Raw genomic sequence first — 24344 nt, 5'->3', positions numbered from 1 at the left:
AAGCAACCGCCAGCGACGCGGGGTCAAGCGTCAGGAATGAATGCGCGCCGGCTGGGTGTCGCCCCGAATGTGATTGTTGTGGTCGACGACGGCGGTACATGGGATCCGCCTGTTCCGCCACAGGGCGGAACGTCGTTCAGGTTGCCGATCTGGATTGTCGGCCTGGTGTGTGAACGGACAGCGCAGTCTCGAAGATTCAGATCCGAAAACGTGCGAACCGTTCCATTGAAGCATGTCCGGCGCCTGGCCGAACGAACGCGAAGGAAACCGATTGTGCCACAGCTTTTTCGCTCTGGAACCGATTGAATCGACTCGCGGCGCTGTGCGGCATCGCAGGTCTTTGGTTTCAAAGGTTTACTTGTATATATACATAGTAGAAGTTAACAAAGGACGCACAGTTCTGTGGATAACTTCTGTTTACGCTGACAGATCAATGCCTTGGCGAAACCATAACCGGTTGCACAGGCTGTTCGTGCACAGACATTTGAGTTGAGCAACTTTTGGGCCGCTTCACAGCTGTGCCGAGTTGCCCAGTTTACGTCCACTGTGATTGCACACGAAGTGCGCGCGGATTCCGCGCGGTTATCCACAGCATCGAGTGGATAACCTTGCACAGAAAAATCGGGAAACTGTGAGTCGGCCGAGCGACCGGTCAGCCGGTTGAACCGACGCGGCGTGCGCGCAGTGCGCGGATCAGGAAGCGTGCGGGGTCGACCGCGTCGGCGAGTTCGCGCTCGAGCGGCCACGGCTCGCCTTCGAGTTGCGATGCGATCAGTTCGGCGCCGAGCGCGGCCCACACGAGGCCGCGCGAACCGAAGCCGAATGCGCCGTAGAGGCCGGGCATGCGCGGCAGGTCGCGCGCTTGCGCACCGCCCAGCGCGCGCGCATTCGCGACGGCATGTGCTTCATCGGCGAGCGGACCCAGCAGCGGCAGGCGGTCGCCGACGACCCAGCGGAACGCCACGCGTCCGGGCAGCGCCGCGGGATCCGGCAGGTCGCCGATCAGGCCGGGCAGCAGGTGCCGCACGCGATCGAGGTTTTCGACGTGGCCGGCCGCGCGCATCGCGGGATCGACGTCGTCGGGTTCGAACGTGGCGCCGATCAGCAGCGTGCCGTCGTCGAGCGGCACCGCGTAACCGTCGCCGATCGTCGGGCACGGCAGTGGCGCGGTGCTGCCGGGCGGCAGCAGCGTCAGCTGGCCGCGCACCGGTTGCAGCGCGACATGCTGCAGCCCGGCAAGACGTGCGGCGTCGCCCGCGTTCGCGAGCACGACGACGGGCGCATCGGCCAGCGTGGCGCCCGTATCGTCGAGCGCATGCCATGTGTCGCCTCGCCGCTCGAGCCGCGCGACGTGGGTGGACGCCAGCAGGCGCACGCGTTCACCGGCCGCCGCATATTGCGCGGCACACAGCCCGGCCGGCCAGACGGCGCCGCCGTGCGGAAACAGCAGGCCGCCCTGCGCGACCGGCAGGTTCAGATGCGCACGTGCGGCATCGGCATCGAGCAGCGTCGCATAGTCCGGCGGTGGGCCGAACGCCTCGAATGCGTCGCGCATCCGCGCGAAGTCGTCGGCCGATTCGGCGAGATGAATCATCCCGTGCGTGCTGCGTGCGAATGCATGCCCTGCGCGTTCGAGTGCGCGCCAGCGTGCGATCGCGTGCAGGAAGCCGCCGCGCGTGAGCCGGCTCGCGACGTTGTCGTCACGTGTCATCAACGGATGAAACACGCCCGCCGGATTGCCCGATGCTTCGCTCGCGATTCGTTCGTGTCGCTCGATCAGCGTCACGTCCCAGCCGCGCGCGGCAAGACGTTCGACGACGGCGCAGCCGGCGAGGCCGGCGCCGATCACGATCGCGCGGCGCGTCGCAACGGGCAGTGCACGCGGCGGCTCGTGCCGGCGTGCGCGCCAGCGCGGCGCGTATTCGCCGACGAGACGATCGTCGGCTTCGCGGCAGGTGAAACCGGCTTCGCCGAGCGCGTGTTTCACGACGTCGGACGTTGCATGCGTCGCAAACGTCGCGTGTTCACCGGCGATCTTCGCGAGCGCGCGAATCATGTCGGCCGGGCTCGGATTCGCGTCGTTCGCCGACGCGAGGCCATCGATGCAGAACGCATCGGCGCGCGCGACGAGCTTCTTCGACATGTCGAGCGCATCGCCGAACGCGAGCGTGAGCACGACGCGCCCTTCGTCGAATTCGAGCCGATGCAGGCCCGGCACGAGCATCGGCCACGCGTCGATCAAGGCATCGACATCCGCCGAGATGGTTGTGTTAGCAACCATATGCGAAATCGCCCGGCGCAGGTCATCGCGCGAGAACGGGTGCGGTTCGATCGCGACGACATGCAGTCGCTCGCAGCGCGCGGGATCGTCGCGCCACGCGGCCCATGCGGCGAGGAAGCCGGCGCCCGTGCCGAATGCCGTCGACACGATCGTGAACGTGCGGCGGCGCTGCCAGCGTGCGGGCAGCCCGTTGCCCGCGACGAACGTGCGATGCGCGAGCGCGAGCGTGCCGGACGCGCCGTGATGAAGCTCGCCGAATTCGGGCGAGACGAGCGTGCCGTCGTCGCGAAGGGCGAGCGAGGCGGGAACAAGTCGGTCGGGCATGCGAAACAAAAAACGTGGCAGCCAAGCCTGGTAAGGGATTGCGCGGAGCCGTCCAAACGGCCGTTGGAAAAGGGCAACGGCGCGGCGCGCGGGCGGACGGCGCTGCGTATCCTGTCTGGTTGGCGCTGGTCAAAAAACGGGCAATCATCGATTCATTCGGCGAAATACCGATGAAAATCTTTGAAACCCTTGTCGTTATTGGGTTTGCGCTGCGCTATCATAGCAACGCCGTACCGCGGGGTGGCCGCCGGCAAGCCGGAGGGCGCGTCGCGCGGGCCAGGATTCGGCGCTGTGTCGTCGGAGTCTGACTCTCGACGGCACGGTTCGCGCACGTATAATCGGCGCGTTCGCGCTGTTCGTGTCAACCTAACCTGATAAAGGAACCTTAATGAACAAACAGGAACTGATCGACGCCGTCGCCGCCCAAACGGGCGCCAGCAAGGCTCAAACCGGCGAAACGCTGGACACGCTGCTCGAAGTCATCAAGAAGGCCGTGTCGAAGGGTGATGCGGTTCAGCTGATCGGCTTCGGCAGCTTCGGTTCGGGCAAGCGCGCAGCACGTACGGGCCGCAACCCGAAGACGGGCGAAACCATCAAGATCCCGGCAGCCAAGACGGTCAAGTTCACGGCTGGCAAGGCGTTCAAGGACGCCGTCAACAAGCGTTAAACCAGCGCCTGTTCCAAGAAAAACCCGCCGTTCGGCGGGTTTTTTGTTGGGCGCGCGCGGCATTTTCGCCACAGTCCGCGCCGCTCTTGCAAAAGTTAACGGTTACTTTTACAAGTCGTTACCACGCCATCACGCGTGCACGATCTGCGTGTCGCCGTGATCGTCGTCGTCGTGCGAATCGACATCCCACGCCGGGAACGGATCGTCGAACGCGGCCCACCCCGCCGCACCGAGTGCGAATTCCGCATCGGTCAGCAGGCATGCATCGAGTTTCGCGCGCCACGCATCGGCATCGAGCGCGATGCCGATCAGCACGAGTTCCTGGCGGCGATCGCCGACCGTGCGATCGTCGATGTCGCCGAGCCATTCGGCGCGGATTTCAGCAAGCAGCTCGTCGTCGTCCGGCCATTCCGCGCGATCCTGCGCCGCCCACCACAGACCCGCCGGGCCATGCCGGCATACGCCGCCCGCCTGCGACAGCGAACCCGCGATGTCGTTGCGCGTCGCGAGCCAGAAGAAGCCCTTGCTGCGCAGCACGCCCGGCCACTCCTGATGCAGCAGCGCCCAGAGTCGTGCCGGGTGAAACGGCCGGCGCGCGCGGTAAACAAAATTGCCGATCCCGAATTCGTCGGCTTCGCCGTGCACGTGCGCATGATGCGCATCATGGCAGTCGGGATCGTCGCAATGCGTGTGATCGTGATCGAGCGACGCGAGCCAGCCCGGCGCGTTCGCGGCTTCGTCGAAATCGAAGCGGCCGGTGTTCAGCACTTCGTCGAGCGGCACGTTGCCGAACGTCGACACGACCTGGTGCGCGCGCGGATTGAGCCGCGCGAGGATGTGCTGCAGGCGCGCGAGATCGTCCGCGCCGACGAGGTCGGCCTTGTTGATCACCAGCACGTCGCAGAATTCGATCTGCTCGATCAGCAGTTCGACGAGCGTGCGGTCGTCGTCTTCCGACGCGGCGATGCCGCGCGTCGCGAGTGCGTCGTCGGAGCCGTAGTCGCGCAGGAAGTTGTACGCGTCGACCACGGTAACGAGCGTATCGAGCCGCGCGAGGGTCGACAGCGACGTGCCGTCGTCGTCGACGAACGTGAAGGTCTCGGCGATCGGCATCGGCTCCGCGATACCGGTCGATTCGATCATGATCGCGTCGAAGCGGCCTTCGGCCGCGAGGTTGCGGATCTCGACGAGCAGGTCGTCGCGCAGCGTGCAGCAGATGCAGCCGTTCGACATTTCGACGAGGCGCTCCTCGACGTGCGACAGCGCCTGCGCATCGCGCACGAGCGACGCGTCGATGTTGACCGCCGCGAGGTCGTTGACGATCACGGCGACTTTCAGGCCCGCGCGGTTCGCGAGGACGTGGTTGAGCAGCGTGGTCTTGCCGGCGCCGAGGAAGCCGGACAGCACGGTGACGGGCAACGGCTGGTTCATTGCCGGATTCATGATGATATGCACCAACGGAAAAGATGAAAAAGCGGCCGCGGCGCCCTTCCGGGGCGCGATCGGCCCGCGGACGGGCGAAGTTGCGGCGCGAGATCCGCATTGTGCATCAAACGCGCGCCGGCCGGCCGGCACGGCGTCAGGACGGGGCGTGGCGCCGTGTCACATCACGTCACGGCGCGGGCGGCAGCAGCTTCCATTGCGTCAGGATGCCGGCGATCTGCCGCGCGTACTTGTCGCGCAGCGACGGCGTTTCCGAATGATAGGCGCCGACGGCCTGCCACGTGTTGCCGTAGCGGTTCATCTTCTGCTTCAGATGCCACGCGGCGATGTACACGTTCTTGCACGGTTCCATCAGCGTGTCGCGGCCGATTCCGTAGCGTGACAGCGCCGGCAGGTGGATCGAATTGATCTGCATCAGGCCGTAGTCGACCGAGCCGTTCGTATTCTTGTTCAGCGCATCGGGCCGGTTGCGCGACTCCTGCCACGCGATCGCGCGCAGGATCAGCGGATTGACCTGCTGGTATCTGGCCGCTTCGTCGAAACAGTCCGCGCGTGCGTTTGCACTGGCGAAACAGACGCCGGCGACAATCAACGCAATCGAAACGAACCGTCTGTTCATCGTGCGGAAACGAAAAGGAATTTCGCGAAGCTCGGGAAAACCCGTGGCTGTTATTAGTGCGACGAGAAACGCGCCGCCCGTATCATACCGGCAGACCGTCAGATTGCGACATGCAGGAATACGGCAGCCCGGTTATATCGCATTGATGTGTCGGTTCATCGTGATACGAGGGCGATGGCCGGCATGCGGAGGGCAATGCCGATCCTTACATATTGCATACGATTCGCCGGACACATGTCGTATGTGAGACAGTCCTCGGATCAATGTGATATTTCGGACATGAAAAACTGCTAATGTCGCCTCTTTCGGACTTGGATCCCAGCACTACCGCCGGAAGTGGCCTGAGCCGGCATCGACCCATTTATCCATGACAAGAAATCGCTTCGTTATGCGGCGCGTTGCCACGACCCTGCTCGTCGCCGGCATCATCGTCTCGCAGGCCGCCTACGCTCAGGTCACGCTCAACTTCGTGAATGCGGATATCGACCAGGTCGCGAAAGCGATCGGCGCCGCGACTGGCAAGACCATCATCGTCGACCCTCGTGTGAAGGGGCAGCTCAACCTCGTGGCCGAACGGCCGGTGCCGGAAGACCAGGCGTTGAAGACGCTGCAGTCGGCACTGCGCATGCAGGGCTTCGCACTCGTGCAGGATCACGGCGTGCTGAAGGTCGTGCCGGAAGCCGACGCGAAGCTGCAGGGCGTGCCGACCTATGTCGGCAATGCGCCGCAGGCACGCGGCGACCAGGTGATCACGCAGGTGTTCGAGCTGCACAATGAATCGGCGAACAACCTGCTGCCGGTGTTGCGGCCGCTGATCTCGCCGAACAACACGGTGACGGCCTACCCGGCGAACAACACGATCGTCGTGACCGACTATGCGGACAACGTGCGTCGCATCGCGCAGATCATCGCGGGCGTCGACAGCGCCGCGGGTTCGCAGGTGCAGGTCGTGACGCTGCGCAACGCGAACGCGATCGACCTCGCCGCGCAGATGCAGAAGATGCTCGACCCCGGTGCGATCGGCAACAGCGATGCGACGCTGAAGGTGTCGGTCACCGCCGACCCGCGTACCAACTCGCTGCTGCTGCGCGCGTCGAACGGTTCGCGCCTCGCGGCGGCGAAACGCCTCGCGCAGCAGCTCGACGCACCGAGCGCGGTGCCCGGCAACATGCACGTGGTGCCGCTGCGCAACGCCGATGCGGTGAAGCTCGCGAAGACGCTGCGCGGGATGCTCGGCAAGGGCGGCAACGACAGCGGCTCGTCGGCGTCGTCCAACGATGCGAACAGCTTCAACCAGAGCGGCGGCGGCTCGTCGTCGAGCGGCAACTTCTCGACCGGCTCGTCCGGCACCCCGCCGCTGCCGTCGGGCGGCCTCGGCGGTTCGTCTTCGTCGTCGTCTTCGTACGGCGGTTCGTCGAGCGGTGGCGGGCTCGGGACGGCCGGCCTGCTCGGCGGCGACAAGGACAAGGGCGACGACAACCAGCCGGGCGGGATGATCCAGGCCGACGCGGCGACCAACTCGCTGATCATCACCGCGTCCGATCCGGTTTACCGCAACCTGCGCTCGGTGATCGACCAGCTCGATGCGCGGCGTGCGCAGGTCTATATCGAAGCGCTGATCGTCGAGCTGAACTCGACGTCGCAGGGCAACCTCGGTATCCAGTGGCAGGTGGCGAGCGGCCAGTTTCTCGGCGGCACGAACCTGAACCCCGGGTTGGGCCTGGGCAACAGCATCATCAACCTGACGGCGGGTGGTGTGGCCAACGCTGCCGGCGGGATCACCAGCGGCGGGCTCAACTCCAATCTCGGACAGTTGGCCCAAGGGCTGAACATCGGCTGGCTGCACAACATGTTCGGCGTGCAGGGGCTCGGCGCACTGCTGCAGTATTTCGCGGGCGTGAGCGACGCGAACGTGCTGTCGACACCGAACCTGATCACGCTCGACAACGAGGAAGCGAAGATCGTCGTCGGCCAGAACGTGCCGATCGCGACCGGGTCGTATTCGAACCTGACGAGCGGCACGACGAGCAATGCATTCAATACCTACGACCGTCGCGACGTCGGCCTGACGCTGCACGTGAAGCCGCAGATCACCGATGGCGGGATCCTGAAGCTGCAGCTCTATACCGAGGATTCGGCGGTTGTCGCCGGCACGACCAGTGCGCAGACCGGCCCGACCTTCACGAAACGGTCGATCCAGTCGACGATCCTGGCCGACAACGGCGAGATCATCGTGCTCGGCGGCTTGATGCAGGACAACTACCAGGTAACGAACAGCAAGGTGCCGCTGCTCGGCGACATTCCGTGGATCGGCCAGCTGTTCCGTTCGGAATCGAAGGTGCGCGCGAAAACCAACCTGATGGTGTTCCTGCGCCCGGTGATCATCTCAGATCGCAACACCGCGCAGGAAGTCACGGCGAACCGTTACGACTACATCCAGGGCGTAACGGGCGCGTACAAGTCGGACAACAACGTGATGCGCGACAAGGACGACCCGATCGTCCCGCCGATGCCGATCGGCCCGAGCCAGGGTGGCACGGCCGCCGGCAACCTGTTCGATCTCGACAAGATGCGTCGCCAGCAGGTCCAGCGCCAGGTGATGCCGGTGCCGGCCCAGCCGTTGCCGGAGGCAACGCCCGCACAGCCGCAAAGCGTGCCGCAGCAGGCCGTGCCCCAACAGCCGCTGACCGCCACGCCGGGAGCGTCGCAGTGAGCGACGTGCTGGCGTCTCCTTCCCACGACGGCGCGCCGGGCGAACGCCAGCCGCCGTCGCCGCTTGCCGCGCGACTCTTGCCGTACGGTTTCGCGAAAAGCGGCCAGGTGCTGATCGCGCATCAGCTCGACGACACGCTCGAGGTGTGGATCAGCGAACGCACGAGCGATGCCGCGCTTGCGGAGATCGCGCGCAACTTCGGTTCGATCTCCGTGCATCACGTGCCGGCCGACGAGCTCGCGCAGGCGATCAACCATGCGTACGCACGCCAGGACGGCAGCGCCGCGCAGGTGGTTGGCGAGGTCGAAGGCGAAGTCGACCTGTCGCGGCTGATGCAGGACATCCCCGAAGTCGAGGATCTGCTCGAGTCGGAAGACGACGCGCCGATCATCCGGATGATCAACGCGCTGCTCACGCAAGCGGCGCGCGAACAGGCGTCGGACATTCACATCGAGCCGTTCGAGAATGCCTCGGTCGTGCGCTTTCGCGTCGACGGCACGCTGCGCGACGTCGTGCGGCCGAAGAAGGCGCTGCATGGCGCGCTGATCTCGCGGATCAAGATCATGGCGCAGCTCGACATCGCGGAAAAACGCCTGCCGCAGGACGGCCGCATCACGCTGCGCGTCGGCGGCCGGCCGGTCGACGTACGCGTGTCGACGCTGCCGACCGGGCACGGCGAACGCGCGGTGCTGCGTCTGCTGGAAAAGGATGCGAAGCGACTGAACCTCGAAGCGCTCGGGATGGGCCGCGACACGCTCGTCCAGTTCGACAAGCTGATCGCGCGTCCGCACGGCATCGTGCTCGTCACGGGCCCGACCGGTTCGGGCAAGACGACCACGCTGTATGCGTCGATGTCGCGGCTCGAAACCGCGACGACCAACATCATGACCGTCGAGGATCCGATCGAATACGACCTCGGCGGCATCGGCCAGACGCAGGTGAACGAGCGGATCGGGATGACCTTTGCCCGTGCGCTGCGCTCGATCCTGCGCCAGGATCCGGACGTGATCATGATCGGCGAAATCCGCGACCTCGAAACCGCGCAGATCGCGGTGCAGGCGTCGCTGACGGGCCACCTCGTGCTCGCGACGCTGCACACGAACGATGCGGCTTCCGCCGTCACGCGTCTGACCGACATGGGCGTCGAGCCCTACCTGCTCGCATCGTCGCTGCTCGGCGTGCTCGCGCAGCGCCTCGTGCGCCAGCTCTGCCCCGTCTGCAAGGAAGAGCGGCACGAGGACGGCCGCACCGTGTGGCATCCGGTGGGCTGCGACAAGTGCGGGCATTCGGGTTATGCGGGCCGGCGCGGCGTATACGAACTGCTGCTGGTCGACGAATCGATCCGCTCGCTGATCCACCGCAACGCGGCCGACGCCGAGATTCTGGCCGCCGGCCGCGCGGAAGGGATGCGCACGCTGCGCGACGATGCCGAGCGCTGGCTCGCGTCCGGCGCGACGTCGCTCGAGGAAGTGCTGCGCGTGACAGGAGGCGCATAGCGCGATGCCGGCATTCCGTTTCGAAGCAATCGATTCGGCGGGACGCGCGCAGAAAGGCGTCATCGATGCCGACAGCGCGCGTGCCGCCCGCGGCCAGCTGCGCACGCAGGGGCTCACGCCGCTCGTCGTCGAGCCGGCCGCCAGCGCAACGCGCGCGGGGCGTTCGCAACGGCTCGCGTTCGGCCGCAAGCTGTCGCAGCGCGAACAGGCGATCCTCACGCGCCAGCTCGCGAGCCTGCTGATCGCGGGGCTGCCGCTCGACGAGGCGCTCGGCGTGCTGACCGAGCAGTCCGAGCGCGACTACATCCGCGAACTGATGGCCGCGATCCGCGCCGAGGTGCTCGGCGGCCATTCGCTCGCGAATGCGCTGGGCCAGCATCCGCGCGATTTTCCGGAAATCTACCGCGCGCTCGTCGCGGCGGGCGAACACACCGGCAAGCTCGGCATCGTGCTGTCGCGTCTCGCCGACTACATCGAGCAGAGCAACGCGCTGAAGCAGAAGATCCTGCTGGCGTTCACGTATCCGGGCATCGTCACGCTGATCGCGTTCGGCATCGTCACGTTCCTGCTGAGCTACGTCGTGCCGCAGGTCGTCAACGTGTTCGCGAGTACGAAACAGCAGCTGCCGATCCTCACGGTCGTGATGATGGCGCTGTCGGAGTTCGTGCGGCACTGGTGGTGGGCGATCCTCATCGCCGTGGTGCTGCTCGTATGGTTCGTGAAGGCGACGCTGTCGCGCGACGGGCCCAGGCTCCGCTTCGACCGCTGGGTGCTGACCGCCCCGCTCGCGGGCAAGCTCGTGCGCGGCTACAACACGGTGCGCTTCGCGAGCACGCTCGGCATTCTCACCGCGGCCGGCGTGCCGATCCTGCGCGCGCTGCAGGCGGCCGGCGAGACGCTGTCGAACCGCGCGATGCGCGCGAACATCGACGACGCGATCGTGCGGGTGCGGGAAGGCTCCGCGCTGTCGCGCGCGCTGAACAACGTGAAGACGTTTCCGCCGGTGCTCGTGCACCTGATCCGTTCGGGCGAGGCGACGGGCGACGTGACGACGATGCTGGATCGCGCGGCCGAAGGCGAGGCGCGCGAGCTCGAGCGTCGCACGATGTTCCTGACGAGCCTGCTGGAGCCGCTCTTGATCCTCGCGATGGGCGGCATCGTGCTCGTGATCGTGCTGGCCGTGATGCTGCCGATCATCGAGCTGAACAACATGGTGCAGTGACGTGGCGGCCTGACGGTCAGGCCGCCGACGTTCAGCGCATGTAGATCGCGGGGGACGGCGTGTTTGCCGGCAGCTGGATTTCGGCGCGGGCGCCGTTGCGGTCGATGACGATCGAGCGCGGGCGGACTTCGGCGAGCTTCGCGCCCGACGTGACGTCCGCGCCGAGCGACACGGCGCGCGGCGGTTCGCCGCCGACGCCGACGATCGCGGCGGCGCCGTGGTCGAGCGACAGGATGCCGAACAGGTGGATGTCCTGGACGGGATTCTTGTCGAGCTGTCCGCCGAAGAGCGCCGCGGCGTCCTCGGTGCGGATCGGCAGCCGCGCGGCGGCGGCGGGCAGCGGCGCTTCGCGGGCGGACAGCGTGACGACCCAGTAGGTGGCCGTCGCGCACAAACCCGCGAAGAGGGCTAGGGAGAGGATCCGGATCGAGAGCGCGTTCATGCGCGCTATTGTACGGATGTATATGAAATTTGCGTTGGGTGAAAGCCCTCGGCGATGCGCGCCTTACAATGCGTGCTCCGCGCCCGCGGGTCCGGAAGGTTGCTGTCAGGCAATCGTCCGGTGCGCCGGGTGCGTTACTCAATCGACGATATTTTTTGGAAAGAGGTAGTCAGTCATGCAAACGTGGATCACTCGCCGCAACGCGGCCGTGCGTCGTCAGCGCGGTTTCACGCTGATCGAGATCATGGTGGTGGTCGCGATCCTCGGGATCCTGGCGGCGCTGATCGTGCCGAAGATCATGAGCCGCCCGGACGAGGCACGCCGCATCGCCGCGAAGCAGGACATCGGCACGATCATGCAGGCGCTCAAGCTGTACCGTCTCGACAACGGCCGCTATCCGACCCAGGAGCAGGGCCTGAACGCGCTGACCCAGAAGCCGTCCACCGATCCGATCCCGAACAACTGGAAGGACGGCGGCTATCTCGAGCGCCTGCCGAACGATCCGTGGGGTAACGGGTACAAGTACCTGAACCCGGGCGTGCACGGCGAGATCGACGTGTTCAGCTACGGCGCCGACGGCAAGGAAGGCGGCGAAGGCAACGATTCCGACATCGGTTCGTGGCAGTAAGCCGGCACTGATCGATCCGACGCCTCGTTCCCGTTCTTCATGCTCGCCATTCGCACGACCTCCCGCTGCGGCCGCGATTGCCGTGTGCGTCGCGGCGCGGTGCCGTCCGTACCGGCGCGTGCCGACGGCCGGCAGATGAAGCACGGCGCGCGGCATCGCCGTGCGCGCGGCTTCACGCTGCTCGAAATGCTGGTCGTGCTCGTGATCGCGGGGCTGCTCGTATCGCTCGCGTCGCTGTCGCTGACGCGCAATCCGCGCACCGACCTGCGCGAGGAAGCGCAGCGCGTCGCGCTGCTGTTCGAGACGGCCGGCGACGAGGCGCAGGTGCGCGCGCGGCCGATCGCATGGCAACCGACCGCGCACGGTTTCCGCTTCGACGTGAGCTCGCCCGACGGCTGGCGCACGCTGCGCGACGACCTGCTGCGCCCGCGCGACTGGGACGGCGGCGTCACGGGCGCCGACATCGACTATCCGGGGTCCGACACGCACGCGAATCGCGTCGTGTTCGGCACCGAAAGCATCGACACGCCGGTGCGCGTGACGCTGCATTCGGCCGTCGGCAGCGCGACGATCGTCGGCACCGGCAACGGCCGCTACGAGGTGCAATGACGATGCGTCGTCGCCTGCCCCGTTCCGCTTCTTCATCCCGAGGCTTCACGATGATCGAGGTGCTGGTCGCACTCGCGATCATCGCGGTCGCGCTCGCCGCGTCGATCCGTGCGGTCGGCACGATGGCGACCAACGCGTCCGACCTGCATCGCCGGCTGCTCGCCGGCTGGAGCGCCGACAATGCGCTCGCGCAGTTGCGGCTCACGCATGCATGGCCGGAGGTCGGCGAGCAGAGTTTCGACTGCTCGCAAGGCAACGTGCAGCTCGTCTGCACGCAGCGCGTGAGCACCACGCCGAACCCGGTGTTCCGGCGTGTCCGGATTTCGGTGAGCATGCCCGGCCGTTCCGGCGTGCTCGCACAGATGGTGACGGTGGTCGCGAATGAAACCAGCCGTCCGCTCTGACGCGCCGATGCGACGCCCGTTCGCCCGCCCCGCCCGCGGCTTCACGCTGATCGAGCTGATGATCGCGATCGCGATCCTCGCAGTGGTCGCGATCCTCGCGTGGCGCGGGCTCGACCAGATCATGCGCGGCCGCGACAAGGTCGCCGCCGCGATGGAAGACGAGCGCGTGTTCGCGCAGATGTTCGACCAGATGCGCATCGACGCGCGGCTCGCCGCGACCGACGACGAGGCCGGCCAGCCGGCGATCGGCGTGGCCGGCAACACGCTGCAGATCGTGCGCGAGCTCGAGGTGCCGGGTGCCGCGCCGCGGCTGCAGGTGGTCCGCTACCGGATCGCCGGCGGGCGCGTCGTGCGCTATGCGTCGCCGCCGATCGACGACGCGAACCGGCTGCGCACCACCCTGAAGGACAGCAGCGTCGAAGGCTGGAGCTGGGTCGCGCTGATGGGCGGCGTCGGCGCGATCGACGCGAAGCTGTACGTGCCGCGCGTGGGCTGGACCACCAACCTGCAGACGGCCGACGAAGCGCTCGCGCAGAACAACGACGCGCTCAAGGTGCCGCAGATCGGCAACGCGCCGCCGACGCGCGCGGTGACGGGGCTGCAGGTCAGCATCGGTGCGACGTCGCTGCGCGTGCCGGTCACGCGCATCTTCCTCGTCGGGGAATGACGATGCGCGCGCGCCCTTCCCGTCCATTCACCTCCCGTCGCGTTGCCGCACGCGCGCAGGCACGCGGCCGCGAGCGCGGCGCGGCGATCATCACCGCGCTGCTCGTCGTCGCGCTGTCGGCGATCCTCGTCTCGGGGATGCTGTGGCGCCAGCAGGTACAGATTCGCCGCATCGAGAACCAGCGCGTGCTCGCTCAGGCGCAGTGGGTCGCGCGCGGCGCGCTCGACTGGACGCGGATGATCCTGCGCTCGGAAGGCGACACGGCGCCCGGCATCACGTATCTCGGCGGGATCTGGGGCGTGCCGATCGCGAAGACGAAACTGTCGGATTTTCTCGGCAAGATCGGCGCACCGAACGACACGGGCAGCGAAGACACCTATCTCTCCGGGTCGATCGAGGATGCGCAGGCGAAATTCAACCTGCGCAACCTCGTATCGTCGCCGGCGCCCGGCGTGCTGCAACTGAACGTCACGCAGATGCAGGCGTTCCAGCGCCTGTTGACGACGCTCGGCTACGACGGCGCGTTCGCGAAGCGTATCGCGCTGCAGGTGCGCGCGGGCCTGCTGCATTCGGCGACGCGTTTCCAGATGCCGAACCTGCCCGGCGGCGGCGGTACCGCCGCGACCGCCGCGACCGCGCCGGTGACGAGCGGCGACATGCAGGGCAGCGACTTCACCGACGATCCGGGGATGTCCGGCGGAGACCGCGGGCCCGCGCCGTTGATGATGACGAGCGTCGACAGCCTGCTCGACGTCGACGGCGTGACGCCCGAGATGGTCGCGCGGCTGCGCCCGTTCGTCACCGTGCTGCCGACCACGACGCCCGTGAACATGAACACCGCGCCGGCCGAGGTGATCGCCGCGCTGGTGCCGGGGATGAGCGTGTCGTCCGCGCAGGCGCTCGTATCGCGCCGCGAGACCGTGTTTTTCCGCAACGTCGGCGACGTGCAGCTCGCGCTGCGCGGGGCCGGCGCGCCGCCGAACGTGACGATCGACTCGAGCCTCGTCGACGTCAATTCGAGCTATTTCATCGTGCATGGCCGGATCCAGCACGAACGCGCGGAGGTCGACCGCACCTCGCTCGTGTATCGTGATCCGACCACGCACTCGACGCGGGTCGTGCGCATCCGCGACCAGCTATAACGACGCCAATCGGGAGAGGAGCTCTTGTGAGCACGTTGATTGTTTCTTTGCCGCCGCGCGAGCCTGCCGTGCCGTTGCAGGAATGGCAGTGGCCCGAGCTGCCGTTCACGCTCGTCGACAAGGCCGGCCACGTGCAGCGTGCGGGCCGCGCCGCGCTCGCGCTGCTGCCGCGCGCGAACGCGACGGTGCTGATCGTCGCCGCGCGCGACGTGCTGCTGCTGGCCGCGACGGTGCCCCCGCTGAAGGGGCCGAAACTGCGCCAGGCGCTGCCCAACATCGTCGAGGATCAGCTGATCCAGGATCCGCTCGGCTGCCACATCGCGCTCGACCCTGCCCCGCTGCCCGACGGGCGCCGCGTGCTGGCCGTCGTCGATCGCGCGTGGTTCCGCACGATCTGCGAAGCGTTCACGGCTGCCGGCCACCGGCACCTGAGCGCGGTGCCCGCGACCCGCTGCCTGCCGGCGCCGCGCGCGTCGGCCGAACCGGCATCGACCGAGCCGGCCGACGGCGAAACCACCGCCGCCGCGCCGGCTGCCGACGCCGTCGACGCAGCGGCCCGCCCGGCGACGGTCGCCGCGGTGCTCGGGCTCGCAACGTCGGTCGAACCGGTGCTCGTCGAGGCCGGCGCGTTGCCGGCCGCGCCCGGTGCGCCGCGCCTCGAACTCGCGGTAGCGCGCGGGGCACTCGGCGAAGGCTTTGCCGCACCCGCGGCACGTGCGGCCGGCACGCTGACCGCGCTCGCGCGCGGCGGTGACGTCGAACTGTACGAACTCGGCGAACCGGGCGCGGAGCCGCGGCTCGCATCCGTCGGCCGCACCGACGCGACGCTGCTGCCGGGTGCCGCCCCGCTGTCGTTCGACACGTTCGCACGGCGTGCGCTGGCCGAGCAGTTCGATCTGTGCCAGTTCGAATTCGAATCGCAGCCGTGGCGCTTCGACCGCGCGACGGTAAAGCGCCTGCGCGTGCCGCTCGCGCTCGTCGCGGCGACGCTCGGCGTCGCGGTGATCGGGATGAACCTGCACTGGTGGAAGCTGTCGCGCGAGCGCGATGCGCTGTCCGCGCAGATCACCGAAACGCTCCTGTCCGCCTTCCCGAAGACGACGACCGTGCTCGATCCGCCGGCGCAGATGCAGCGCCAGCTCGATCAGCTTCGCCTCGCGGCCGGCGAGCTGTCGCCGAACGATTTCCTCGCGCTGTCGAGCGGGCTGTCGCGCTCGATGGGCGCGTTGCCGCTGAACGGCATCGCGTCGCTCGACTATCACGACCGGAAGCTCGACGTCGGCTTCAAGCCGGAGGTCAAGGTCGATCCCGATTTCACGCAGCGCCTCGCGCGCAACGGATTGTCCGGCGAAGTCGACAGCAACACGGGCAAATGGACGATCCGGAGCCGCTCATGAACACGGAACAACTGAACCAGACGCTGACCCAGTTCTGGGGTGAGCGCTCGCCGCGCGAGAAGACGCTGCTCGGCTGGGGCGGCGCCGTGCTGGCCGTCGTGATCGCCTATTCGGTGCTGTGGTCGCCCGCGCAGGAAGGCCGTGCACGGATCCAGCGCGAGCTGCCGACGATGCGTCACGAACTCGCGCAGATGACCGCGCAGGCGAACGAGGCGAAGTCGCTGACGGCCGCCGCGCAGGGTGTCGCGCCGACCGGCCTCGCGCTGAAGGACGCACTGACTGCGTCGCTGTCGGATCACGGGCTGCAGGGTGCGCAGGTGCAGATCGTCGGCAACGGTGTACAGGTGCAGATGAAGAACGTGTCGTTCCCGGCGTGGACCCAGTGGCTCGACGATGCGCGCCGGCAGTTCAAGGTGCAGGTCGGCGAAGCGCACGCAACGGCGCTGAAGGAAGACGGCCAGGTGGACCTGACGGCCGTGATGCAACCTTCCGTCCAGAAATAGATGACGGCAGTGGATGACGCAAACGAAGGGCGGCCGATGAGGCCGTGGGCGAAGCGGCTCGTGACGGTTTTGCCGTGGGTGCTGGCTGGCGGCCTGGCGACGGCGGTGACGCTCGTCGCGCTCGCGCCGGCCGCGTGGATCGCGCCGCAGTTCGCGCGTGCGACGGGCGGACACGTGAATCTCGTCGATCCGGATGGGTCGCTGTGGCACGGCTCGGGCACGCTGATGCTCGCGCCGGGCGCCGACCAGAGCGCGGCGACGCTGCTGCCGGGGCGGGTCGAATGGACCACGGGCTTCTGGCCGTTGCTGACCGGGCGCGTGCAGATGCGCATGCGGCAGACCGAGGCGATGCCCGATGCGGTCACGCTCGATGCGACGTGGCGCGGCGCGGTGCTGTCGGCGGGCACGATGGCCGTGCCTGCGTCGCTGCTCGCGGGGCTCGGCACGCCGTTCAACACGCTCGACCTGCAGGGCGACGTGCGGGTCGGCTGGAGCGACTGGCGGCTGTTCGGCAACAACGCGTTCGGCCAGCTGACGGTGACGATCGATTCGATGAGTTCGCGCGTGTCGCGCGTGAAGCCGCTCGGTTCGTACCGCGCGGTGCTGCAGGCGAAAGGCGCGGACGCCGATCTCGACCTGTCGACGACGCAGGGCCCGCTGTTCCTCGACGGGCACGGCAGCTTCGGTTCCGGCCAGGGATCGTTCCGCGGGACCGCGCACGCGGCGCCCGCGCAGCAGGCGAACCTCGCGGGGCTGCTGAACCTGCTCGGCCATCCGATCGGCAACAACGAAGTGTCGCTGATCTTCGGCGACGCGCAGCGCTGACGCGCGCGTCGCCCGTTTCCCTTCTGCTTACTGCTGCGCGAGCGGCGTGACGGCCGCCGGCGCGGCAGCACCGGATGCCGGCACGGGGGCCGGCGCCGCCATGTCGCCGTTCTCGCGCGCCATGTTCGCCACGTCCCAGCCGCCGCCGAGCGCCTTCACGAGCCCGACCGACGACACCATCCGCTGCCCGGCGATCGTCGCGAGCTTCTGCTGCGCGGTGAACGCGGTGGTCTGCGCGGTCAGCACGTTCAGGTACGCGACCGTGCCGGCCTTGTACTGGTTCGTGACGATCGCGAGCGCGTGTTCGGCGCTGTCGACAGCCTGCCGCTGCACGTCGATTTCCTGCGCCAGGATGCGCTGTGACGCGAGGTTGTCCTCGACGTCCTGGAACGCCGATAGCACTGTCTGCCGGTAGGTGGCGACGTCCTGGTCGTAGGTCGCGCGCGCGGCTTCGGTCTGCGCAGCGCGCAGACCCGCGTCAAACAGCGTGGCCGCGAGCTGCGGGCCGACCGTCCAGAAACGCGCCGGCAGCGTAAACAGTTGCGACCACACCGAACTCTGGAAGCCGCCGCTCGCCGACAGCGTGAGCGTCGGGAAGAACGCGGCGATCGCGACGCCGATCTGTTCGTTGGCGGCTGCAGCACGCCGCTCGGCGGCCGCGATGTCGGGACGCCGCTCGAGCAGCGTCGACGGCACGTCCACCGGCGTGACGGGCGGCACGGCGGCGAGCGGTGCCGGCGGCAGCGAGAACGTCGAGGCCGGCTGGCCGATCAGCGGCGCGATCGCATGCTCGTATTGCGCGCGCGCGACGCCGTTGTCGATCGCGGCCGCCTGCGCGCTTTGCAGCTGGGTTTGCGCCTGGATCACGTCGGCACGGGCAGCGACGCCCTGCGCGTACTGGTTTTCGGTGAGTTTCAGCGACTGCGCGTAGGACTTCACGGTGTCGTCGAGCAGCTTCTGCAGCAGATCGGCGGTGCGCAGCTGGTAGTACGTTTGAGCAAGCGTCGCCTGCGCGGACAGCCGCGCGTTCGCGAGATCGGCGGCGGCGGCGGCTTCGCCTGCCCGCTGCGCGCTGACGGTGCGGCTCACCTTGCCCCACAGGTCCGGCTCCCACGACGCGTCGAGGCCGATGTTGTAGTTCGTGCTGATCGGGCCGGCGTTGCTGCCGGCGCTCGCGGCGGCCGACGACACCGCGGAACGCGAGCGCGTGCCCGACCCGGTGAAGCCGACCGTCGGGAAATACGCGGCGCGGGCCTGGGCGACGAGCGCGCGCGCCTGCCGGTAGGCGGCCGCGTATTGCGCGACGGTCTGGTTCGACGTGTTGAGCTGGTCCATCAGCGATGCAAGCTGCGGATCGTCGTAGACGCCCCACCACGCACCGCGATCGGCGCGATCGCCCGGCTGAGCGACCTTCCAGCCGGCGGGCGCTTCCTTGAACGAGGCGGGGATCGACGTGTCGGGGCGATGATAGTCGGGCCCGACGGCGCAGCCGGCGAGCAGCACGGCCGCGACAATCGCGACGGCGGCGCTCAGCGGGCGCGAGGCACGCGGGAAGGGGGCATACGGCATCGTGTTTTTCCTGTCTGGGCGCAACGGCCGGCCGGCGGCGTCGCGCGATGCGGTCGTCATGCCGCTGGCGGACAAATGGTAACTGACGGCGGGGAAGCTGCGCAGCCCTAAGGGTACGGTGAGCGACGACAGGAATGTGTTACCGGCGCGGCTGGCCGGGTTACCGGGCATTACGGATGCTTGCGACGCCGAAAGGGGCACGGGCCGGATGCGGGTGCGGGGCCGGCGCGCCCCGCCACATCGGCCGTCCGGCTAGTGCCGGTTCACGCCGATAACGGGCTTGCGTCGGCCCTCGGCGGCGTCAGTGGCAACGCACGGGCACCGGAACGGGTTCGGCCGCGGAGCGCCATGTCGACGGCTCCGACGCGGCCGGCTGGCTCGTGCGGCGGGCGCCGCCCTTCGCGTTGCGCTGCCTGCGATGATCGAACCATGCGAACCCGAGCGCCGCGAGCGAGCCGCCCGGCACGACCAGCATCGTCACGTACAGCGCGATCTTCCAGCCGCGGTGCGGCCCGGAAAACACATGATGAGCGGTATCGGTCAGGTTGCGGCGCAGCGCGCCGGCGGCATTTTTCAGGAACAGCATCGCGAACATCCTCGGGGTGCCCGCCAGCGCGGGCGATTCGGTCAGAACATCGTCTCCGGCAGTGCAACATGCACGTCGTAACTGGTTGCCTTAAATAATATTGACTAAGCAATCATTTTTCAAGATACTGGGCGCGTTTTAACCTGAAACGCACTGTTGCTGCGCGCGCAATCGTATGACCGGTGGCCTTTACGATCCCGAGAACATCGCGCTGGAAACGAGCCTCGGCTATTACCTGTCGAAGGCGAAGCAGGCGCTCGTCGAGCGGATGGACCGTGCGCTCGCGCCGCTCGACCTCACCGCGCAGCAGATCGGCGTGATCCTGCTGCTGTCGCGCGGCTATGCGCGCACGCCGTTCGAGCTGTCCCGCAAGATGTCCTACGACAGCGGCTCGATGACGCGAATGCTCGACCGGCTCGAACGCAAGGGGCTGATCGCACGCTCGCGCAGCGAGCAGGACCGCCGGATGATCGAGCTGACGCTGACCGAACGCGGCGCCGAAGCCGCTAGCGTGCTGCCGTCGCTGGTCGCGACCTCGCTCAACGCGCAGTTGGAAGGCTTCTCGGCCGACGAACTCGCGACGCTCACCGGCCTGCTGCAACGCTTCATCGCCAACGGGCCCGCCACGACGGGTTGCCCGAAGCCCGACGAAGCGGACGACTGATGCGCGCGGAGGCCCCATGTCTAGGTTAAGCATTCGCTTATTTCTCTGTCTGGGCAGAAAATGACAGGACACGCGCTCCGCTTTTTCCCTTTTTCGTTCCACCCGGCCGGGCCGCGCTGTGTCGCACGCCCGCGCGTTGTGTCGGCGCGTCGCTCGCGCCGAGTCTAGGAGATTCCGATGTCCGCCTCCACGGCATCCGCCGCCTCCCCCGCCGCCGAACCCGCGCCGCTAGCCGGCGGAACGCTCGCGCTGCTCACCATCGGGCTCGCGCTCGGCACCTTCATGGAAGTGCTCGACACGTCGATCGCGAACGTCGCGGTGCCGACCATCTCGGGCAGCCTCGGTGTCGCGACGAGCGAAGGCACGTGGGTGATCTCGTCGTACTCGGTCGCGTCCGCGATCGCGGTGCCGCTCACCGGCTGGCTCGCGCGGCGCGTCGGCGAGGTGCGGCTGTTCACGCTGTCGGTGCTCGCGTTCACGATCGCGTCGGCGCTGTGCGGCTTCGCGACCAACTTCGAGACGCTGATCGCGTTCCGGCTGCTGCAGGGCCTCGTGTCGGGGCCGATGGTGCCGCTGTCGCAGACGATCCTGATGCGCAGCTACCCGCCCGCGAAGCGCGGGCTCGCGCTCGGGCTATGGGCGATGACGGTGATCGTCGCGCCGATCTTCGGCCCGTTGCTGGGCGGCTGGATCAGCGACAACTACACGTGGCCGTGGATCTTCTACATCAACCTGCCGATCGGGATCTTCTCCGCGGCCTGCGCGTATTTCCTGCTGCGCGGCCGCGAGACGAAGACATCGAAGCAGCGGATCGACGCGATCGGCCTCGCGCTGCTCGTGATCGGCGTGTCGTGCCTGCAGATGATGCTCGACCTCGGCAAGGACCGCGACTGGTTCAACTCGTCGTTCATCGTCGCGCTCGCGCTGATCGCGGTCGTGTCGCTCGCGTTCATGCTCGTGTGGGAGACGACCGAGAAGGAGCCGGTGGTCGACCTGTCGCTGTTCAAGGACCGCAACTTCGCGCTCGGCGCGATGATCATCTCGTTCGGCTTCATGGCGTTCTTCGGCTCCGTCGTGATCTTCCCGCTGTGGCTGCAGACGGTGATGGGCTACACGGCCGGCAAGGCCGGCCTCGCGACCGCGCCGGTCGGGCTGCTCGCGCTCGTGCTGTCGCCGCTGATCGGCCGCAACATGCATCGGCTCGACCTGCGGATGGTCGCGAGCTTCGCGTTCATCGTGTTCGCGGGCGTGTCGATCTGGAACTCGACGTTCACGCTCGACGTGCCGTTCAGCCACGTGATCCTGCCGCGGCTCGTGCAGGGGATCGGCGTCGCGTGCTTCTTCGTGCCGATGACGACGATCACGCTGTCGAGCATCTCCGATGACCGGCTCGCGAGTGCGTCGGGGCTGTCGAACTTCCTGCGCACGCTGTCCGGCGCGATCGGCACCGCGGCCAGCTCGACGTTCTGGGAGAACGACGCGATCTACCACCACGCGCGGCTGTCGGAATCGGTGAGCGTCTATGCGCAGAACACGACCGACTACCAGGGCGCGCTGGCGCAACTCGGCATCGTCGGCCAGACGGCCAACGCGCAGCTCAACCAGATCGTCACGCAGCAGGGCTTCATGATGGCGACCAACGACTTCTTCCTGCTGTCGGCGTTCATGTTCGGCGCGCTCGCGGTGCTCGTGTGGATCACGAAGCCGAAGAAGGGCGCGGGGCCCGCGATGGGGCACTGAACGTGCAACGGGCGGCCATGACGGCCACCCTTTTTGTTTCACGGCCCGGCTCGCAACGCATTGCGCCGGGCGGCCGTCATTCCCTCGCCCGCAACCCGCCGAACGCGAGATCGTCGCCGGGCGCGATCGGCAGCGTCGCCCGCGCGACGTCGAGCCACGCGCGCGCCGCGTGCGACAGGTAGCCCTTCTTCAGCCAGCCGAGCGCGATCGCCCACGTGATTTCCGGCTCGACGATCGGCCGGCACGTGAACTGCCCCGCGTCGAGCCGCCGGCAATACGGCTCGGGCAGCAGCGCGATACCGACGCCCGCATGCACGAGCGCGGCCATGAAATCCCAGTGGCCGCTGCGGCTCACGATCGACGGCGTGAAGCCGACCTGCCGGCACGCATCGAGCACCGCGTCGTGCAGCGCGAGGCTTTCCGCATAGAACACGAACGATTCGCGCGCGAGATCCGCGAGCGGCACGGCCGCCTGGTCTTCCCAGCGCGACTCGCGCGGCGCGACGAGCCACAGCGGCGCGCGCACCATCGGCAGCCGCTCGAACGTGCCGGGGTCGACCGGCTCCAGCAGCCCGCCGAGCTCCAGCTCGCCCGATGTCAGCGCGGCCTCGATCATCCGCGCCCCCTGCTCGAACAGCTTCAGCTCGATGTTCGGGTAGCGCTGCTTGTACGCGGCGATGATCGGCGTGAACAGCGAACCGCCGAGCGGCGGGATGCCGATCGTCAGCTCGCCGCGCCCCAGCGTGCCGAGATCGTTCAGTTCCGACTGCAGCTGCGCCTGCGTGGCGAGCACGTCCTGGCCGCGCTGAAACACGATCCGCCCCGCATCGGTCAGCACCATCTGCCGGCCGTCGCGCAGCAGCAGCGGCGAGCCGATCTCGTCCTCGAGCGCCTTCACCATCTTGCTGATGGTCGGCTGCGTGACGAACAGCCGGTCGGCCGCGGCGGTGAAGCTCTGCTGGCGAACCACCTCGACGAAGTACCGCAGCGCGCGCAATTCCATCGATATCTCCCCAAATTGGTGCGGCGATCTAAAGCGAATTCCGAATTGGAATGACAAGGATAGAGACAAGTCATTTTATTTATGGTTAGGGGAAACCCTATACTCACACCATCAACGCACTATCCGTATGGAGCCCGCCATGACCAAGTCGACCACCGCTGCCGCCGCCCGCCCTGCCGCTTCAGGCAACCTCGCGCACACGGGCCGGATCGCGCTGCAGGCCGCCGCGCTCGGCGCGCTGTGGATGGCCGTCGACTGGGCCGTGCGCAAGGTCGGGCTGCCGATTCCGTCCGGCGTGATCGGCCTCGCGGTGCTCCTTGCGCTGCTGTTCTCGGGCCGCGTCGCGCCCGCGTGGGTGAAGGACGGCGCGAACTGGCTGCTGTCCGACATGCTGCTGTTCTTCGTGCCGGCCGCCGTCGCGGCCGTGCAGTACGGCGGGCTGTTTCGCGAGGACGGCTGGCGCATCGCGCTGGTGATGCTCGCCGGCACCGCGTTCGTGATGGTCGCGGTGGCCGTCGCGGTCGATCTCGCCGCGAAGCTCGAACGCCGGCTCGCCGCGCAGCGCGTGTTCGCCGAACGCCGCCGCGCGCGCCTGAGCGCCGTGTCCGCGCACTGAGCCGGAGGCCGCCATGCTTGCCGCGCTATCGAACCTGTCCGCCGACCGCGTGAATACCATGATCTCCGTCGGCTGTTTCGTGCTGACGGTCGTGCTGTATTTCGCGTCGAAGCGGCTCTACGCGTACAAGAAGACGCTGCTGTTCTCGCCGCTCGTGTTCGTGCCGGGCGTGCTGGTGCTGCTCGTGCTGGTGACCGGCATCCCGTATTCGGTCTACTTCCGCGACACGCGCTGGCTGATGTGGCTGCTCGGCCCGGCGACGATCGCGTTCGCGGTGCCGATCTATGAATATCGCGACCTGATCCGCCGGCACTGGCTGTCGCTGTCGGTCGGCGTCGCGGTCGGGATCGGCGCGGGCGTGTGCGGGTCGCTGCTGCTCGCGAAGCTGCTGCACCTGTCGCCGGAGCTGCAGCGCTCGCTGATGACGCGCTCGGTGTCGACGCCGTTCGCGCTCGCCGTATCGGACAAGATCCACGCGCCGAAGGATCTCACCGCCCTGTTCGTGATCGCGACCGGCATCTGCGGGATGCTGCTCGGCGAACTCGTGCTCGCGCTGGTGCCGATGCGCACGCGGCTCGCACGCGGTGCGCTGTTCGGCGCGGCCGCCCACGGCGTGGGCACCGCGAAGGCGCGCGAGATCGGCAGCGAGGAAGGCGTCGTGTCGAGCCTGACGATGATGATCGCGGGCGTCGCGATGGTGCTGATCGCACCGTTGCTGACGCTGCTGCCGATCTGACGGCCCCGCGCCGGGCGCTCGACGCCCGGCGGGTGTGCCGGCGCGCCC

General features: G+C 67.8%; 23 protein-coding genes. 16 read left to right on the top strand and 7 right to left on the bottom strand.

Annotated features, from left to right (window positions below):
- Positions 1–652: 652 nt before the first annotated feature.
- Positions 653–2605, bottom strand: a complete 1953-nt coding sequence (gene mnmC, locus AC5LXK_RS00310; protein ID WP_493389852.1) for a bifunctional tRNA (5-methylaminomethyl-2-thiouridine)(34)-methyltransferase MnmC2/FAD-dependent 5-carboxymethylaminomethyl-2-thiouridine(34) oxidoreductase MnmC1 — start codon at positions 2603–2605, stop codon at positions 653–655.
- A 388-nt stretch (positions 2606–2993) separates the two neighbouring features.
- Between mnmC and AC5LXK_RS00305 the strand changes: the two genes are divergently transcribed.
- On the top strand, positions 2994–3272 hold the full coding sequence (locus tag AC5LXK_RS00305; RefSeq protein WP_006401505.1) for an HU family DNA-binding protein: 279 nt from the start codon (positions 2994–2996) through the stop codon (positions 3270–3272).
- A 129-nt stretch (positions 3273–3401) separates the two neighbouring features.
- On the opposite strand, the gene AC5LXK_RS00300 is transcribed toward AC5LXK_RS00305, so the two are convergent.
- Positions 3402–4715, bottom strand: a complete 1314-nt coding sequence (locus AC5LXK_RS00300; RefSeq protein WP_493389851.1) for a GTP-binding protein — start codon at positions 4713–4715, stop codon at positions 3402–3404.
- Positions 4716–4884: 169 nt separating this feature from the next.
- Entirely contained in the window at positions 4885–5334 is a 450-nt protein-coding gene (locus AC5LXK_RS00295; protein ID WP_493389850.1) for a lytic transglycosylase domain-containing protein, read from the bottom strand.
- A gap of 367 nt (positions 5335–5701) precedes the next feature.
- Between AC5LXK_RS00295 and gspD the strand changes: the two genes are divergently transcribed.
- Genes gspD through gspF form a run of 3 tightly spaced genes read left to right on the top strand, consistent with a single transcriptional unit; the run spans position 5702 to position 10765 of the window.
- Complete coding sequence (gene gspD / locus AC5LXK_RS00290; RefSeq protein WP_493389849.1) at positions 5702–8047, top strand: type II secretion system secretin GspD; 2346 nt, start codon at positions 5702–5704, stop codon at positions 8045–8047.
- On the top strand, positions 8044–9543 hold the full coding sequence (gene gspE / locus AC5LXK_RS00285) for a type II secretion system ATPase GspE (protein ID WP_493389848.1): 1500 nt from the start codon (positions 8044–8046) through the stop codon (positions 9541–9543). Before gspD ends, gspE begins: the two co-directional genes overlap by 4 nt.
- 4 nt (positions 9544–9547) lie before the next feature.
- Entirely contained in the window at positions 9548–10765 is a 1218-nt protein-coding gene (gspF, locus tag AC5LXK_RS00280) for a type II secretion system inner membrane protein GspF (protein ID WP_493389847.1), read from the top strand.
- 31 nt (positions 10766–10796) lie between these two features.
- Here gspF and AC5LXK_RS00275 read toward each other — a convergent pair whose 3' ends face one another.
- Positions 10797–11207: a type II secretion system protein N gene (locus AC5LXK_RS00275; RefSeq protein ID WP_493389846.1), complete on the bottom strand. Its 411-nt coding sequence runs from the start codon at positions 11205–11207 to the stop codon at positions 10797–10799.
- 175 nt (positions 11208–11382) lie between these two features.
- Here AC5LXK_RS00275 and gspG point away from each other — a divergent pair, with 175 nt between their 5' ends.
- Genes gspG through gspN form a run of 8 tightly spaced genes read left to right on the top strand, consistent with a single transcriptional unit; the run spans position 11383 to position 17382 of the window.
- Positions 11383–11835: a type II secretion system major pseudopilin GspG gene (gene gspG / locus AC5LXK_RS00270; RefSeq protein WP_174953246.1), complete on the top strand. Its 453-nt coding sequence runs from the start codon at positions 11383–11385 to the stop codon at positions 11833–11835.
- A 39-nt stretch (positions 11836–11874) separates the two neighbouring features.
- Positions 11875–12444 carry a GspH/FimT family pseudopilin gene (locus tag AC5LXK_RS00265; protein WP_493389845.1) on the top strand — a complete coding sequence of 190 codons (570 nt, stop codon included), beginning with the start codon at positions 11875–11877 and terminating at the stop codon, positions 12442–12444.
- The gene (gene gspI / locus AC5LXK_RS00260; protein ID WP_493389844.1) at positions 12441–12848 is read left to right on the top strand and encodes a type II secretion system minor pseudopilin GspI; all 408 of its coding nucleotides are present in this window, start codon (positions 12441–12443) and stop codon (positions 12846–12848) included. Before AC5LXK_RS00265 ends, gspI begins: the two co-directional genes overlap by 4 nt.
- Positions 12826–13515: a PulJ/GspJ family protein gene (locus AC5LXK_RS00255; RefSeq protein WP_493383082.1), complete on the top strand. Its 690-nt coding sequence runs from the start codon at positions 12826–12828 to the stop codon at positions 13513–13515. The genes gspI and AC5LXK_RS00255 overlap by 23 nt, the downstream gene beginning before the upstream one ends.
- A gap of 2 nt (positions 13516–13517) precedes the next feature.
- Positions 13518–14657, top strand: coding sequence for a type II secretion system minor pseudopilin GspK (gspK, locus tag AC5LXK_RS00250; protein ID WP_493389843.1), 1140 nt, complete (start codon positions 13518–13520; stop codon positions 14655–14657).
- A gap of 26 nt (positions 14658–14683) precedes the next feature.
- Positions 14684–16054, top strand: a complete 1371-nt coding sequence (gene gspL, locus AC5LXK_RS00245) for a type II secretion system protein GspL (RefSeq protein ID WP_493389842.1) — start codon at positions 14684–14686, stop codon at positions 16052–16054.
- Positions 16051–16557 (top strand): type II secretion system protein M, encoded by a 507-nt coding sequence (locus AC5LXK_RS00240; RefSeq protein WP_493389841.1) that lies wholly within the window; start codon positions 16051–16053, stop codon positions 16555–16557. The genes gspL and AC5LXK_RS00240 overlap by 4 nt, the downstream gene beginning before the upstream one ends.
- Before the next feature lie 36 nt (positions 16558–16593).
- Complete coding sequence (gene gspN / locus AC5LXK_RS00235) at positions 16594–17382, top strand: type II secretion system protein N (protein ID WP_493391161.1); 789 nt, start codon at positions 16594–16596, stop codon at positions 17380–17382.
- A 27-nt stretch (positions 17383–17409) separates the two neighbouring features.
- Here gspN and AC5LXK_RS00230 read toward each other — a convergent pair whose 3' ends face one another.
- Together AC5LXK_RS00230 and AC5LXK_RS00225 are read right to left on the bottom strand one after the other, a co-directional pair.
- On the bottom strand, positions 17410–18951 hold the full coding sequence (locus AC5LXK_RS00230) for an efflux transporter outer membrane subunit (RefSeq protein ID WP_493389840.1): 1542 nt from the start codon (positions 18949–18951) through the stop codon (positions 17410–17412).
- Positions 18952–19252: 301 nt separating this feature from the next.
- The gene (locus AC5LXK_RS00225; protein ID WP_493389839.1) at positions 19253–19537 is read right to left on the bottom strand and encodes a multidrug ABC transporter ATPase; all 285 of its coding nucleotides are present in this window, start codon (positions 19535–19537) and stop codon (positions 19253–19255) included.
- 175 nt (positions 19538–19712) lie between these two features.
- Here AC5LXK_RS00225 and AC5LXK_RS00220 point away from each other — a divergent pair, with 175 nt between their 5' ends.
- Together AC5LXK_RS00220 and AC5LXK_RS00215 are read left to right on the top strand one after the other, a co-directional pair.
- A complete protein-coding gene (locus AC5LXK_RS00220) occupies positions 19713–20201 on the top strand; it encodes a MarR family winged helix-turn-helix transcriptional regulator (RefSeq protein WP_493389838.1) in 489 nt (162 codons plus the stop codon).
- Between the two features lie 177 nt (positions 20202–20378).
- Positions 20379–21941 (top strand): DHA2 family efflux MFS transporter permease subunit, encoded by a 1563-nt coding sequence (locus AC5LXK_RS00215; RefSeq protein ID WP_493389837.1) that lies wholly within the window; start codon positions 20379–20381, stop codon positions 21939–21941.
- Between the two features lie 76 nt (positions 21942–22017).
- Here the strand turns inward: AC5LXK_RS00215 and AC5LXK_RS00210 are convergent, their stop codons facing one another.
- Positions 22018–22944, bottom strand: a complete 927-nt coding sequence (locus tag AC5LXK_RS00210) for a LysR family transcriptional regulator (protein WP_493389836.1) — start codon at positions 22942–22944, stop codon at positions 22018–22020.
- 139 nt (positions 22945–23083) lie between these two features.
- On the opposite strand from AC5LXK_RS00210, the gene AC5LXK_RS00205 reads away from it, so the two are divergent.
- Together AC5LXK_RS00205 and AC5LXK_RS00200 are read left to right on the top strand one after the other, a co-directional pair.
- A complete protein-coding gene (locus tag AC5LXK_RS00205) occupies positions 23084–23560 on the top strand; it encodes a CidA/LrgA family protein (RefSeq protein WP_493389835.1) in 477 nt (158 codons plus the stop codon).
- A gap of 13 nt (positions 23561–23573) precedes the next feature.
- A complete protein-coding gene (locus AC5LXK_RS00200; protein WP_493389834.1) occupies positions 23574–24296 on the top strand; it encodes an LrgB family protein in 723 nt (240 codons plus the stop codon).
- Positions 24297–24344 lie beyond the last annotated feature (48 nt).

The organism is Burkholderia pulmonis (assembly GCF_984667975.1).
This window is presented reverse-complemented; position numbering and strand designations above follow the sequence as displayed.

Coding starts and splice junctions, on each gene's coding strand:
- mnmC (WP_493389852.1), bottom strand. CDS start 2,605: ATGCCCGACCGACTTGTTCCCGCCTCGCTCGCCCTTCGCGACGACGGC.
- AC5LXK_RS00305 (WP_006401505.1), top strand. CDS start 2,994: ATGAACAAACAGGAACTGATCGACGCCGTCGCCGCCCAAACGGGCGCC.
- AC5LXK_RS00300 (WP_493389851.1), bottom strand. CDS start 4,715: ATGAATCCGGCAATGAACCAGCCGTTGCCCGTCACCGTGCTGTCCGGC.
- AC5LXK_RS00295 (WP_493389850.1), bottom strand. CDS start 5,334: ATGAACAGACGGTTCGTTTCGATTGCGTTGATTGTCGCCGGCGTCTGT.
- gspD (WP_493389849.1), top strand. CDS start 5,702: ATGACAAGAAATCGCTTCGTTATGCGGCGCGTTGCCACGACCCTGCTC.
- gspF (WP_493389847.1), top strand. CDS start 9,548: ATGCCGGCATTCCGTTTCGAAGCAATCGATTCGGCGGGACGCGCGCAG.
- AC5LXK_RS00275 (WP_493389846.1), bottom strand. CDS start 11,207: ATGAACGCGCTCTCGATCCGGATCCTCTCCCTAGCCCTCTTCGCGGGT.
- gspG (WP_174953246.1), top strand. CDS start 11,383: ATGCAAACGTGGATCACTCGCCGCAACGCGGCCGTGCGTCGTCAGCGC.
- AC5LXK_RS00265 (WP_493389845.1), top strand. CDS start 11,875: ATGCTCGCCATTCGCACGACCTCCCGCTGCGGCCGCGATTGCCGTGTG.
- gspI (WP_493389844.1), top strand. CDS start 12,441: ATGACGATGCGTCGTCGCCTGCCCCGTTCCGCTTCTTCATCCCGAGGC.
- AC5LXK_RS00255 (WP_493383082.1), top strand. CDS start 12,826: ATGAAACCAGCCGTCCGCTCTGACGCGCCGATGCGACGCCCGTTCGCC.
- gspK (WP_493389843.1), top strand. CDS start 13,518: ATGCGCGCGCGCCCTTCCCGTCCATTCACCTCCCGTCGCGTTGCCGCA.
- AC5LXK_RS00240 (WP_493389841.1), top strand. CDS start 16,051: ATGAACACGGAACAACTGAACCAGACGCTGACCCAGTTCTGGGGTGAG.
- gspN (WP_493391161.1), top strand. CDS start 16,594: ATGAGGCCGTGGGCGAAGCGGCTCGTGACGGTTTTGCCGTGGGTGCTG.
- AC5LXK_RS00230 (WP_493389840.1), bottom strand. CDS start 18,951: ATGCCGTATGCCCCCTTCCCGCGTGCCTCGCGCCCGCTGAGCGCCGCC.
- AC5LXK_RS00225 (WP_493389839.1), bottom strand. CDS start 19,537: ATGCTGTTCCTGAAAAATGCCGCCGGCGCGCTGCGCCGCAACCTGACC.
- AC5LXK_RS00220 (WP_493389838.1), top strand. CDS start 19,713: ATGACCGGTGGCCTTTACGATCCCGAGAACATCGCGCTGGAAACGAGC.
- AC5LXK_RS00215 (WP_493389837.1), top strand. CDS start 20,379: ATGTCCGCCTCCACGGCATCCGCCGCCTCCCCCGCCGCCGAACCCGCG.
- AC5LXK_RS00210 (WP_493389836.1), bottom strand. CDS start 22,944: ATGGAATTGCGCGCGCTGCGGTACTTCGTCGAGGTGGTTCGCCAGCAG.
- AC5LXK_RS00205 (WP_493389835.1), top strand. CDS start 23,084: ATGACCAAGTCGACCACCGCTGCCGCCGCCCGCCCTGCCGCTTCAGGC.
- AC5LXK_RS00200 (WP_493389834.1), top strand. CDS start 23,574: ATGCTTGCCGCGCTATCGAACCTGTCCGCCGACCGCGTGAATACCATG.